General features: G+C 73.1%; 15 protein-coding genes, 1 tRNA gene and 1 pseudogene. 9 read left to right on the forward strand and 8 right to left on the reverse strand.

From position 1 onward, the window contains the following. Positions 1-26 precede the first annotated feature (26 nt). From ACSHWO_RS02655 to ACSHWO_RS02665, 3 genes are all read left to right on the forward strand, one after another. Positions 27-101, forward strand: a tRNA-Trp gene (locus ACSHWO_RS02655). A gap of 57 nt (positions 102-158) precedes the next feature. Next, a complete protein-coding gene (locus ACSHWO_RS02660) occupies positions 159-470 on the forward strand; it encodes a hypothetical protein (RefSeq protein WP_438309886.1) in 312 nt (103 codons plus the stop codon). Between the two features lie 18 nt (positions 471-488). Then, positions 489-1,136, forward strand: a complete 648-nt coding sequence (locus tag ACSHWO_RS02665; protein ID WP_438309887.1) for a hypothetical protein — start codon at positions 489-491, stop codon at positions 1,134-1,136. Between the two features lie 57 nt (positions 1,137-1,193). Here the strand turns inward: ACSHWO_RS02665 and ACSHWO_RS02670 are convergent, their stop codons facing one another. The 3 genes from ACSHWO_RS02670 to ACSHWO_RS02680 all read right to left on the reverse strand — a co-directional run bounded on the left by ACSHWO_RS02670 (position 1,194) and on the right by ACSHWO_RS02680 (position 3,237). After that, a complete protein-coding gene (locus ACSHWO_RS02670) occupies positions 1,194-1,433 on the reverse strand; it encodes a hypothetical protein (RefSeq protein ID WP_385839505.1) in 240 nt (79 codons plus the stop codon). A 99-nt stretch (positions 1,434-1,532) separates the two neighbouring features. Further along, a complete protein-coding gene (locus ACSHWO_RS02675) occupies positions 1,533-2,759 on the reverse strand; it encodes a cation:proton antiporter (protein ID WP_438309888.1) in 1,227 nt (408 codons plus the stop codon). A gap of 7 nt (positions 2,760-2,766) precedes the next feature. Next, positions 2,767-3,237, reverse strand: coding sequence for a TrkA C-terminal domain-containing protein (locus ACSHWO_RS02680; protein ID WP_361101237.1), 471 nt, complete (start codon positions 3,235-3,237; stop codon positions 2,767-2,769). Between the two features lie 261 nt (positions 3,238-3,498). Between ACSHWO_RS02680 and ACSHWO_RS02685 the strand changes: the two genes are divergently transcribed. From ACSHWO_RS02685 to ACSHWO_RS02695, 3 genes are all read left to right on the forward strand, one after another. After that, complete coding sequence (locus ACSHWO_RS02685) at positions 3,499-4,497, forward strand: sensor histidine kinase (protein ID WP_385839503.1); 999 nt, start codon at positions 3,499-3,501, stop codon at positions 4,495-4,497. Continuing rightward, complete coding sequence (locus tag ACSHWO_RS02690) at positions 4,494-5,165, forward strand: response regulator transcription factor (RefSeq protein ID WP_361101243.1); 672 nt, start codon at positions 4,494-4,496, stop codon at positions 5,163-5,165. Before ACSHWO_RS02685 ends, ACSHWO_RS02690 begins: the two co-directional genes overlap by 4 nt. 304 nt (positions 5,166-5,469) lie before the next feature. Next, complete coding sequence (locus tag ACSHWO_RS02695; protein ID WP_438309889.1) at positions 5,470-6,159, forward strand: hypothetical protein; 690 nt, start codon at positions 5,470-5,472, stop codon at positions 6,157-6,159. 49 nt (positions 6,160-6,208) lie between these two features. Here ACSHWO_RS02695 and ACSHWO_RS02700 read toward each other — a convergent pair whose 3' ends face one another. Then, positions 6,209-7,165, reverse strand: coding sequence for an alpha/beta fold hydrolase (locus ACSHWO_RS02700; RefSeq protein ID WP_438309890.1), 957 nt, complete (start codon positions 7,163-7,165; stop codon positions 6,209-6,211). A 123-nt stretch (positions 7,166-7,288) separates the two neighbouring features. Between ACSHWO_RS02700 and ACSHWO_RS02705 the strand changes: the two genes are divergently transcribed. The 3 genes and pseudogenes from ACSHWO_RS02705 to ACSHWO_RS02715 form a co-directional block, all read left to right on the forward strand. Then, complete coding sequence (locus ACSHWO_RS02705; RefSeq protein WP_438309891.1) at positions 7,289-7,897, forward strand: TetR/AcrR family transcriptional regulator; 609 nt, start codon at positions 7,289-7,291, stop codon at positions 7,895-7,897. Between the two features lie 156 nt (positions 7,898-8,053). Continuing rightward, positions 8,054-8,557 carry a hypothetical protein gene (locus ACSHWO_RS02710; RefSeq protein WP_361101257.1) on the forward strand — a complete coding sequence of 168 codons (504 nt, stop codon included), beginning with the start codon at positions 8,054-8,056 and terminating at the stop codon, positions 8,555-8,557. Positions 8,558-8,695: 138 nt separating this feature from the next. Then, positions 8,696-9,660 (forward strand): annotated as a pseudogene (locus ACSHWO_RS02715) (IS481 family transposase); the annotation flags it as partial. 19 nt (positions 9,661-9,679) lie between these two features. Here the strand turns inward: ACSHWO_RS02715 and ACSHWO_RS02720 are convergent. The 4 genes from ACSHWO_RS02720 to ACSHWO_RS02735 form a co-directional block, all read right to left on the reverse strand. Beyond that, positions 9,680-10,054, reverse strand: coding sequence for a hypothetical protein (locus ACSHWO_RS02720; RefSeq protein WP_438309892.1), 375 nt, complete (start codon positions 10,052-10,054; stop codon positions 9,680-9,682). Beyond that, positions 10,051-10,650, reverse strand: a complete 600-nt coding sequence (locus ACSHWO_RS02725; protein ID WP_385839497.1) for an RNA polymerase sigma factor — start codon at positions 10,648-10,650, stop codon at positions 10,051-10,053. Before ACSHWO_RS02725 ends, ACSHWO_RS02720 begins: the two co-directional genes overlap by 4 nt. 402 nt (positions 10,651-11,052) lie before the next feature. Next, positions 11,053-11,436: a peptidase inhibitor family I36 protein gene (locus tag ACSHWO_RS02730; RefSeq protein WP_438309893.1), complete on the reverse strand. Its 384-nt coding sequence runs from the start codon at positions 11,434-11,436 to the stop codon at positions 11,053-11,055. Then, positions 11,436-12,083, reverse strand: coding sequence for a hypothetical protein (locus ACSHWO_RS02735; RefSeq protein WP_438309894.1), 648 nt, complete (start codon positions 12,081-12,083; stop codon positions 11,436-11,438). The genes ACSHWO_RS02730 and ACSHWO_RS02735 overlap by 1 nt, the downstream gene beginning before the upstream one ends. Positions 12,084-12,132: the final 49 nt, after the last annotated feature.

Here is a 12,132-nt window from a genome sequence, read left to right on the forward strand (position 1 = left end):
CCACCCCCTACAATGCCGGTCGGGGCGAAGCCGTAGCGCAGAGGTCGTCGCGCGCGGTCTCCAAAACGGCGAGGACGCCGGTTCGAATCCGGCCGGCTTCGCCCCCGCCCCGGGGGTCCGGGCGGGCACGGCCCGGTCGGGTTCAGTAGCCCCGCCCCATGGCCGAACCCCGATCACCGCAGCTCATCACACGTCTCATCGACGGACGGATCCGTTCCTACGCCCTGACCGCCGACGCCTCGGGTGTTCTGGAACCGGCTGCCGTGTTCCGACCGGTCGCCGGTGACGAGGCCGTCGGAGCGGCCGTCGCCGCCGACCTGCAGCAAGCGGTGTACGCGACACTGAACGCGGTGGTGTGCGTGTCGGACGCGGGGGACGTGCTGTGGCGGGTGGCGTTCGACCCGTACACGGACGAGCCCCACGGGCACCGGCCCGGCTGTGTGCTGTCCCGGGACGGCCAGGTGGTGTGAGTCTACCGGCCGGACGCCATGGCGGGCCGGGGTGGGCCGGACCAGTGGGTCGCCCTCGACGCCGGCACCGGTGCGGTCGTGGCCCGCACGGACCTCGACACGGTCGGCCACGGCGCCTGCCAGTTCCTGCATCCGGGGGACGGCAGCGTGCTCCTGGACGTGGGCGAGGGCCAGGACGGTTCGGTCATCTACCGGGCGACACCCGGCGACGACGGTGCGCCCGCCTTCGACGCCTACCCGTGGTCCGACCGCTGCCTGATCGATCTGGCCCCCGGCGGGGAACAGTTCATGACGGTCGACCACGGGCAGGAGGACGTCGCGTTCCACCGCTATCCGGACGGGGAGGTGCTGTTCGCCCTCTCCGTCGAGGCGATCGGACACGATCCGGACGCGGTCTGGACGGAGTGGAGCGGCGGCTATCTGACCCCGGACACCGCCGTCGTCACCCTGGTCGGCGACGGCGTGCGCGGGAAGCGGGACGGCGACGGCGACGGGGGCGATGAGGCGGAGGAGAGCTACCGCTGCTACCTCGTCGACGTACGGGCGGGCACGGTGGCCGGGGAGTTCACCGCGCACGCCCGGCACTCGTACGACGTCCGGCCGCTCGGCGACGGGTCCTGGCTGACCAGTGCCCCCTCCGGGCACCCGGTCCGCCGCCGCGCCTGACGGGGCGAGGACGGCGGCCCGGGCACCCGCCCCGACACCCCGGCGGCGAGCCGCGGGTTACGACGTGCCGCCCCGCTTGCTGCGCCACGCGGCGAAGGCCACGAGGCCGGCCACGGTGAGGGCACCGATCTTCACCCCGGCCTTGACGGACAGCCATCCGAGCACGAAGGGGATGTGCCAGCCGGACCACCACACCAGGGCGAGGAGCGAGAGGGCGACGAGAATGCCGACGGCGACTCCGGCAGCCGTCTTCAGGGGTGTGGAGCCGTCGCCGGGCTCCGCCGTGTCGTCTGTCATGGTCACAACGTTAGCGGCCCGTTACATGGCGACCGTCCTCCGAACGGATGACGCCCTTGTCATCGAAAGTTGATCGGTCGAGGGGACCGTGACCGACTTTCAGCCGTCCTGGCCGACGGGCTCGTGCTGCCGTGGGGCGGAAGGTTCGGCGGGGACCGGTGACGTGCCGCCCCGACGCGGGGCGAGCCGTTCCGCCAGGGGCTGGGTGTAGCGGGCCGTCAGCGGACCGAGCACGACGAGGATCAGGACGTACGCGGTCGCCAGCGGTCCGAGCGCCGGCTCGATGCCGGCGGTGACGGCCAGCCCGGCGATGACGATGGAGAACTCCCCTCGGGCCACCAGCGTGCCGCCCGCCCGCCACCGGCCGTTGACCCCGATCCCGGCGCGCTTCGCGGCCCAGTAGCCGGTTGCGATCTTCGTACCGGTGGTGACCACGGCCAGCGCGAGCGCGGGCAGGAGCACCGGCGGGATGCTGGCCGGGTCGGTGTGCAGGCCGAAGAAGACGAAGAACACGGCGGCGAAGAGGTCCCGCAGCGGGCTGAGCAGGGCGTGCGCGCCCTCGGCGACCTCGCCGGACAGGGCTATGCCGACGAGGAAGGCGCCGACGGCCGCGGAGACCTGCAGCTGCTGGGCGATGCCCGCCACCAGCAGGGTCAGGCCGAGGACGACGAGCAGGAGCTTCTCGGGGTCGTCGCTGGAGACGAAACGGGAGATGATCCGCCCGTAGCGCACGGCGACGAACAGCACAGCGCCGGCGACTCCGAGCGCGATGGCGAGGGTGACGCTGCCCGCGGCGAGGCCGACGCCTGCCAGGAGGGCGGTGATGATCGGCAGGTAGACCGCCATGGCGAGGTCCTCGAGGACCAGGATGCTGAGGATGACCGGGGTCTCGCGGTTGCCGAGCCGGCCCAGGTCCCCCATGACCTTGGCGATGACACCGGAGGAGGAGATCCAGGTGACGCCGGCCAGGACCACGGCCGCGACGGGCCCCCAGCCCATGAGCAGCGCGGCGGCGGCGCCCGGCAGGGCGTTCAGGGCGCAGTCGACGAGGCCGGCCGGGTACTGGGTGCGCAGGTTCGAGACGAGGTCGTTGGCGGTGTACTCCAGGCCGAGCATCAGCAGCAGGAGGATGACGCCGATCTCGGCGCCGATGGCGACGAACTCCTCGCTCGCGCCCAGCGGGAGGATGCCGCCGGTGCCGAAGGCGAGCCCGGCCAGGAGGTAGAGGGGTATCGGTGAGAACCTCAGCCTGCCCGCGACCCGGCCGAGCAGGCCCAGGCCGAGGAGGATCGCACCGAACTCGATGAGGAAGAGGGCGGAGTGCACGGGCGCCTCACTCCCGCCCGAGTATCGCGGCGGCCGCGTCGACGCCCTCGCGGGTGCCGATGACGATCAGGGTGTCCCCGCCGGCCAGCCGGAAGTCCGGCCCCGGGGAGGGCCGGGCCCCGGCCCGCCGCAGTACGGCGACGACTGATACGCCGGTCTCGGTCCGCATCCGGGTCTCGCCGAGCACCCGGCCGTTCCAGTGCGAGTGTCCGGCCAGTTCGATGCGCTCGGCGACCAGGCCGAGTTCGGTCGTGTGGAGGAGGTTCGGGCTGTGGTGGGCGGGCATCAGGGCGTCTACCAGGGCCGCGCTCTCCCCGGCGGTGAGGTGGAGCGACTGGAGGCAGTCGTCGGGGTCGTCGGCGCGGTAGAGGTTCACGCTGCGGGTGCCGTCGCGGTGGGCGATCACCGACAGGTGCCGGCGTTCGCGGGTGGTGAGGTCGTACTGGACCCCGATGCCGGGCAGCGGCGTGGTGCTCATCCGTGGAGCAGGCACAGCCCATCCCCCTCGTGTCGTTCCGTGCAGGATGCCGGCGGCGCTGTGTGACGGGATGTCCGGCGGGGCGGTCCCGGCCGCGGCGGGAACATGGTGCCATCTTGTGAGCAGCGGGAATATGGGTGCCGTCACGGATGGACAGCGGTGTCCGGGCCGGCCGAGGATGGGGCGGGGAAGCAGGCTCCGTCGCAGGTCGCAGCGGTATCGGAGGGGATCTGAGCGGCCGGGAAAGGCGTGGGACGGACGGTGTCACTGTACTGGCGGGTCTTCCTGCTGAACGCGGCCGTTCTGGTCCTCAGCGTGGCCCTGTTGTTCGGCCCGGTCACCGTCTCCACCCCGGTGCTCTTCGGCGAGGGGATCGTCCTGGTCTGCGGGCTGGTCGTGATGCTCGTACTGAACGCGGTGCTGCTCCGCGTCGGCCTGGCGCCGCTGGGCCGGCTCGACCGGGCCATGGCCACGGCGGACCTCCTCAACCCCGGGGAACGGCCCCGGGCCGGCGGGCACGGCGAGATCGCCCGTCTCACCGGCACCTTCAACGCCATGCTGGACCGGCTGGAGGCCGAACGCGCCGCGAGCAGCGGACGCGTCCTGACCGCCCTGGAAGCCGAACGGCAGCGCATCGCCCAGGAGCTGCACGACGAGATCGGCCAGACCCTCACCGCCGTGCTGCTCCAGCTCAAGCACGCCGCCGACCACGCGCCACCGCAGGTGCGCGAGGACCTGCACCAGGCCCAGGAGACCACCCGGGCCAGCCTGGAGGAGATCCGCCGCATCGCGCGGCGCCTGCGGCCCGGCGTCCTGGAGGAACTCGGGCTGCACAGCGCGCTGCGCTCGCTGGCCTCCGAGTTCACCGGCCGCAACCTGTCGGTCGGCGTGCACGTCGCGCCCGGCCTGCCGGGGCTCGACCCGGCCACGGAACTCGTCCTCTACCGGGTGGCGCAGGAGGCGCTGACCAACTCTGCCCGCCACTCCGGTGCGTCCCGGGTGGAGATGCACCTGCGGCCGCTGCCGGGCGGCGGAACCTGCCTGCTCGTCCGTGACGACGGCCGCGGGCGGGGAGGAGCGCCCGAAGGGGCCGGGATCAGCGGCATGCGGGAGCGCGCACTGCTCATCGGGGCCGAGCTCGTGATCGAGTCGGGTGCCCAGGGCGGCACGGACGTCCGCCTGAACATCGCCCCGTCCACACCCACCGCATCTGGCACAGCCGCCACGCCCACCACAGCCACCCCAGGAGACGAGCGATGACCGCACCCGCCGCCGGACGGCCCGCCCGGATCCTCCTCGCCGACGACCACGCGCTCGTACGCAGCGGTGTCCGGCTCATCCTGGACGCCGAGCCCGACCTGGAGGTGGTGGCCGAGGCCGGTGACGGTGCGGAGGCCGTCGCGGCCGCCCGCGCGGACGCCGGCCTGGACCTCGCCGTCCTGGACATCGCCATGCCCCGCGCGACCGGCCTCCAGGCTGCCCGTGAGCTCGCCCGCATCCGGCCCGGGCTGCGGATCCTGATGCTGACCATGTACGACAACGAGCAGTACTTCTTCGAAGCGCTGCGCGTCGGCGCCAACGGGTACGTGCCCAAGTCCGTCGCCGACCGTGACCTGGTGGAGGCCTGCCGTGCCGCCCTGCGCGACGAACCGTTCATCTATCCGGGCGCGGAGTCGGCGCTGATCCGCAGCTACCTCGACCGGGCCCGCTCCGGGGCGTCGCTGCCGGACCGGCCGATCACGGACCGCGAGGAGGAGGTCCTCAAGCTCGTCGCCGAGGGCCACACCTCCCGGCAGATCGCCGACCTCCTCGTCATCAGCCCGAAGACGGTGGAACGGCACCGCGCCAACATGCTCCAGAAGCTGGGTTTGAACGACCGCCTGGAACTGACCCGCTACGCCATCCGCGTCGGCCTCATCGAACCCTGAACGCCGGACCTTCCCGTCGCGGTACCGGTACTCCGTGGCGCCCGCGGGCACCCTGATCGGCCGCCCTGGCCGGTCGCCCGGGAAGCATGCCCGCCTACTTCGACGCCAAGGACACCCACCGCGACGGGGCCCGGCACGGCGGGCGGACGTCCGGCGGGCCGCGAACGCCGTTGCAGACGTTCATGGACAGTGCGGCCGCCGAAGCACTGCAGGGGCCGCCCGCCCCCTGCCGGACGGTGGAACTCGACGACGGGGTTGCGACGTTCCGAACACAGAACGAAGAGGAGTACGGGGGAGGAACGACATGGAGGAGATCGCGGGCGCGCGGGAGAGGTTCGAGCGGGAGGTCGCGACGGTACGGGGGTGTCTGCGGGCGCTGGCGGAGCAGTTGACGCCGGGGCAGGTGCCCGAGTTCGCCGTCCCGCCCGAACCGCTCCGGGACGGCGGGACGGTGCCGGCCACCTATCACCACGCGTTCATCGAACGGGTACAGGCCGACGGGGCGCAGCCGCCGCAGGAGGCGTACGGTCCCGGGCTCGCCGCTCGCGCGGCCGCCCTGCTGTCCGCCGGCGGCTGGGACACCGGCGGACGGCGGCCCGGGGCCGAGGACCGGGAGGCGAAGGGCGTCCTCCGGGGCGGGCCGTGGGTCCGCGTCTCCGTCCCGGCCTCCCGCAGCTCGGTGCTGTACGAGGGGCGGACCTCGGACATCGCCCTGTACGAGCCCGTTCCGCACGTGCGGCCCGGGCCGTCGGCGACGCCGGAGACGCTGTGGGCCGGGCACGAGCTCTGCTACGAGTGCGACGGCCTGGGGTGGTGCCCCGTCTGCGAGGGGAAGGGCTGGGTCCTCGGCGGCAACCCCGGATGGGGATCCAGATCCATACCGCGGGACCCCGACCGGCTGGGGCGGTGCCCGCTGTGCTCCACCCGGCGGGTCTGCCCGATCTGCAACGGTGCGGGGCAGGTGCCCGTGGGGGCCAACCCGTACGACCGTTAGGCGGGCGGACCGGGGCCGCGCGGGTCGGCGCCGGCCTGCCCGTGGGGCGCTATGCCCGTGCGCGGTCGCGCGCCGCGGCCGGGTCCGGGGAGTCGACGTCCTCCATGAAGGTCAGCATCCTGGCGTTGACGAGCTCCGGGTGGTCGATCTGCGGTCCGTGGCCCGTCTGGGCGACGATCTCGGCGCGGGCGCCTGCGACCAGTCGCGGCACGCGCTCCAACTGCCGCTTCGGGCGCAGGAGGAGGCTGCGCTTGCCCATGATCAGGTAGAACGGCGTCCGGATGGAGCGCAGTGCGTCCTCGGACAGCGGGCGCGGTGCCGGCCGGCGGATCCGGAAGGCCTTCACTCCGGCGTGGATCCAGGCACGCAACTCCGGGACGACGATGACCGGTTGTTCGAGCCACCTGGCCAGGCGTGGCCGCAGCGCCTTCGGGGCGAAGGTGGCGAAGAGGCTGGCGAAGATCCAGACGAAGAAGCGCAGGCCGACCTTCTCCAGTCCGCCCGGGTCGAGTGCGGTGACGGAGGCCAGTCGTCCGGGCCCGAGGTGGGCCTGGTTGATGACGAGCCAGCCCCCGTAGGAGGAGCCGACGAGGTGGACGCGGTCGAGACCGAGTGCTTCGAGGGCCTCGTCGAGCCACTGGGCGGCGCGCTCGGGCTGCCACATCGGCTCGCGCTGGATGCTGCGGCCGGGGTCGCCGGGGGTGTCGAGGGCGTAGACGGGGCGCTCGGCGCTGAGGGCGCGGGTGTTGGGGTACCACATCGCGGCGCAGCCGCCCGAGCCGTGGATCAGGACGACGGGGGTGCGGGACTCGGCTGCGGGGTCCGCCGGGCCGTACCGGTAGACGTGCGTGGTACCGAAGCTCGTCTCGACGTCCGTCTCGGAGCGGATGGGGGCGCCCATCGCGAGCAGGACGTCGCAGGTGGCGAAGTAGCGGTCGCGCAAGGTGTCGTTGACGTAGCGGCCGACGTCACGGCGGGCGCGGGGTGGCGTCGCGTTCTCGGGCACGGGTACCTCCTGGGATCCGTTCTTCGTAATACGAACGTACCACAAAGATGGTACGGCGGTATCATGAAAGGGTCCGGGGATGCCGGGCCGCGAGGGATGCACCGAGGACGGGCGGAGAGACACATGCCGAAACGCGTGGACCACGACGAACGCCGGACACAGATCGCCGAGGCGCTCGTCCGCGTGGCCGGCCGGCGCGGGCTGCACGCCGTCGGGATGCGCGACGTGGCCGCCGAGGCGGGAGTCTCCCTGCGGCTCGTGCAGTACTACTTCCAGACCAAGGAGAACCTGCTCTTCCGCGGGCTGCAGCACCTCACCGACCGCTTCACCGCACGTGTCGGGGCCCGCCTCGCCGCCGTTCCCGATCCGAGCCCGCGCGCTACCGTCGAGGCCCTGCTGCTGGCTTCCCTCCCCACCGACGAGGAGGGCCGGACCTTCCACCTCCTGTACACCTCGTACTCGATCCTGTCCGTGACCGACGAGGCGCTGGCCGCCCAACCGTTCATCGACAAGCCCAACGCCGCGGAGGACGCCGTGACCGGCCTGCTCCGCCGGGCGCAGGAGGCCGGCCTGGCCGACCCCGGCGTCGACGCCCGCACGGAGGCGGTCAGCCTGCTCGCCATGACGGCCACCCTGGGGACGAGCATCATCGTCGGCCAGCGCACACCCGAGTCGGCGATCGCCGTCCTGGACCACCACCTGGACCGCATCTTCCAGCAGCGACGTGACTGACCCCGGGTCAGGACCGAGCTCGACGCCACGAGGTTCGACCGGCCGAACCGGGCCCGCGGTGAATGCGCGTCAAGCGCCGGCACAGCACATAGCCCGGAGGCGTCCAATCCGCTGGTTTTGCCTCGACACCCGCGGCCCGGGGCGTAGCGTGGCCGCATGAGCGATGTCGTGGAGGGCGGGAGCCCGAAACCGCCGCCGCCGTCCCCCTCGCAGTCGCCGCCGCAGAAGACGAAGCCGGCGGAACACCCGCGCCCCCGACTGGCGGTGCGGAACCGGCAGACGGCCGCGCTGGTGTACCGGTCGGACGAGTGGGCGGCGAAGAAGGCCGCCGGAGAAGCCCTGGCCACCGTCCGCGGCTGGGGGTACGGCGAGTTGGACGCGGCCGACCTGGACGAGGTGGTGCGGCTGCTCGTCGGCACGGTCGTCGCGGACAGCGGGAAACGGGTCAGCGTGCACCTCGCGGAGCAGGACCGGTCCGTCCTCGTCCTCGTGCTCAGCCACCGGGTCGACGGGGGTCGGGGCGAGCAGCAGCTGCTCGGCGACCTGGCGGCCGTGCCGAGCGTGCACACCTGCGGCACTGACGTCGGCGAGGACGGCCGGCGCGTGTGGGCGCTCCTGCACGCACACCCGCGCCCCCGCCGCACGGGCCGAGTGGCATGACCTCGGCAAGGAGCCCGTCGGCCCTGCGCGGCGGGGTCGTCCCGCGCTAGTTGTTCTGTCCCGGGAGGTTGTGGACGGGTGATGCAGGTCTCGGTTGAGGGATCTTGAAACGGGTGAGGGCCTTCTGGCCTGGTGTGGATTGCGACATCTGCACCGGCGACCAGAAAGGCCCCCGCGCCCCACCGTAATGCACCCCTGACCGAGACCGGACGTCTCCGCCTGGCCCGCTGCGTGGTCGAGGACGGCTGGCAGCTTCGGCGGGCCGCCGAACGCTTCCAGGTCGCCCCCACGACCGCCCAGCGGTGGGCCGACCGCTACCGGGCCTCCGGCCCGGCCGGCATGTCCGACCGCTCCAGCCGACCACACCACAGCCCGCGCCGGACCCCGACCCGCACCAAGCGCCGGATCGTCACGGTCCGGCTCACGCGCCGGTCGGGTCCGGCCCGCATCGCACACCTGCTGCACCTGGCGCCCTCGACCGTGCACCGGGTCCCGACCCGGTTCGGCCCGGCCCGCCTGGCCCACCTGGACCGGGCCACCGGTGCCGTCATACGCCGCTCCGAACGGGACAAGCCCGGCGAGCTGGTCCACGTCGACATCGAGAAGCTCGGCAACATCCCGACGGCGGCGGCCACACGACCCTCGGCCGCCAGGCCGGCCGAAAGAACCGTGCCAACGCCGGCTACAGCTACATCCACACCGCCGTCGACGACCACTCCCGCCTCGCCTACAGCGAGATCCTCGACGACGAGAAGAAGGAAACCGCCACCGGCTTCTGGGACAGAGCCCACGCGTTCTTCACCGGCGTCGGCATCACCGTCGAACGCGTCCTGACCGACAACGGCTCCTGCTACCGATCCCGCGACTGGCGCGACGCCCTGGCAGCGGCCGGGATCACCCACAAGCGAACCCGGCCCTACCGACCCCAGACAAACGGCAAGGTCGAACGCCTCAACCGAACCCTGCTGGACGAGTGGGCCTACGCCCGCCCCTACCGCTCAGAACAGGAACGACGCGACGCCTTCCCCGGCTGGCTGCACTCCTACAACCACCACCGCGGACACACCGCGCTCGCAGGCAAACCACCCGCCAGCCGCGTCCCCACCTCACTGAGCAATACACCTAGTGCCGCCCCGCGCTGGTCAGTTTGCAGCTCCCGTCCGTGCAGGAACGGCGCAGCCGCCCGGCCGAGACGGTCTCCACCAGGCCGATCGCCCAGCACATCGGGCACCCGCGCAGTGCCACCAGGCCGACCGGGGCGAGCAGCAGGCTCGCCGGGCCGGTGAGCGGCAGCAGCGCCAACGCGCCGGCGAGCGCGCCGAACCCGACGGCCCCGCGGGCCAGATGGCGCGGAACGGTGTCGCTGGCGAAGCGGCCGCGCGTCGGCTCACCACGTGCGACAGCGTCGGCGCCGGCGTCGGGCGTGGCAGCGTCGGCGGCGTCGGGCGTGGCAAGGGGCGTCGCGGGACGTGTCACCGTGGTCGGGTCGGGAGTCATCGTCGGGCTCCGCTCGTCCCGGCCGCTTCGTCGCCCAGTGCCTCGCGCACCGCCGAACGGGCGCGGTGCAGGCGGGACTTCATCGCTGCGGTGCTCAGCCCGAGCCGGTCGGCGACGGTGCGGCCGGGCAGGCCCTGGATGTCCCGCATGACGAGCACCTGTCGCTGGTCGTCGGGCAGCGCGGCGACGGCGGCCGCGACGCGCTCGGCCTCCAGGCGCATCAGGACGTCGTCCTCGGCGGACCGCGCGGTGCCACCCCCGAGCGCGTCGTCCCCGCCCGGGATGCCGATCCGGTCGGGCTCGTCGGCCGGCCCGCGGTGCAGCAGGCTGCGGGCGCGGCGCAGGCACTCGTTGCGGACGATCCGAAACATCCACGACGCCAGAGCCCCGGAGGCACGCAACATGCCGATCTTGCGGTAGAGGATGATCAGCGCTTCCTGGGCGGCGTCCTCGGCGTCCTGGGGCGTGGCGCACAGGGTGTGCGCGAACCGGTGCACATGCGGGGACGAGCCGTACACCAGCGCGGTGAGCGCCTCGACCTCGCCGCGTTGCGCCGCGGCGACCAGGGTCGCGCCGGGCCAGGTGTACTCAGCCACGCCGACGCCCCCGGCGGCGCAGCAGCGTGACGGTGCACGCGCACAGCAGCAGCGCGGCGGCTGCGACGGCGATGACGACGGTGGTCATGGGGTCCTCCCGGTGTGATGCGGGGCGGACGGGGTCGTCCGCACTGCCCATGAGAGGCACGGCGCGCGCAAAAGGATTCACGCCGGTTCCGGGACCCGTCGGTCCGGGGCGCGGATCGCGGTCGCCGTCGGGTCTCGGTCGTGGTCGTGGTCGTGGTCGTGGTCGTGCAAGAGCTCGTAGGGCCGGTCGGGCCGGGCTCGGTACGCCTTCTCCGGGACGTACCCGCCACCGGCCCGCCCGTGCTCCTTCGCTCATGGCCGTACCCTGCCACACCCGGCCGACCGGGAACCGACGGCGAGCAGCAGGTCAGCGCCTCAGCAGCTCATGGCCCAGGTGTGGGAGTCGCCGCTGTCGTTGGCCGCGCTGTTGAAGCTGACCTCCTGGCCGGGGGTGAGGCAGATGGTCATGTGCCCGCCCTGGTGCGCCGCGGAGTACACCTTCACGTGGTCCTTGACACCGGGGCCGGAGATGCCGTGGTTGGCCCAGGAGGAGTCCTCGTCGGCGATCCAGCTCTCCCACCAGCCGTCGTCACCGCTCCAGTTGGCGCGCTGGCCCTTGAAGTCGGCGTGCTCCCAGGCGCAGAACTCGCCGCTCGGACAGTCCGCCGCCCCGGCCGGCCCGGCTGCCGCCAGGCCGCCGGTGAGGACGAGGAACGCCGCGGCGGCGGTGAGCAGCTTGCTCCGCGTGGTGAGGTTCATCAGGGGACGTCGCCTTTCGGGTGGGGGGTGGACGGTTCGGCCAGCACGTCGGCCGCGCGGCGCACCGCGCGGTCACGGAGCCGGTCGTACGTGGTGAGTTCTTCGCGGTGCGCGGCGCGGACCTCGGCCAGCCGCGCCGGCTCCAGCCTGCCCCGCAGCTCCTCCAGGCCGCTCGCGCGGATGCAGTCGGCCTGCTGGTCGCCGCACGCCGCCCTGCGGGCGAGGGCCTCCCGGTACGCGGGGTCCTCGCCGAGCCGGGCCTCGGCCTCGGGGCGCAGGTTGTTGACGGTGACCTCGGCCCGGAACCAGCGGGCCTGGTCGCCGTAGAGGAAGCGGTGTGCCTCGGCGAGACAGCCGTCGGTGTGCGTACGGACGGTGTGGCCGGTGGCGAGCGTGACCGACAACTCGGCGGGCTCGGTACCGAACAGCACGTCCTCCCGGCGAGGCGGTCCGGCCGCACCGCGGGCGGTCAGGCAGCGTTCGACGACTACCTGCTGGGCGGCTTTGATCAGATCGCTGCGGCCCTGCTCCGAGGTGGGCGGGGCCGGCGGGGGCGGTGCCGTACAGGCCGAGGCGCACAGCGCGGCCAGCACGAGCCCCGCCGCCGTCCGACCCGTCGCCCGCCTCCGGGCAGTGCTGCGCTCCACACCCGTCAAACGATCAAGGACGGGCGGGGACACGCCCCGGTCCGGGCCG

This window comes from Streptomyces pallidus (ex Mingjun et al. 2026) (genome assembly GCF_051550185.1).
Classification (GTDB): domain Bacteria; phylum Actinomycetota; class Actinomycetes; order Streptomycetales; family Streptomycetaceae; genus Streptomyces.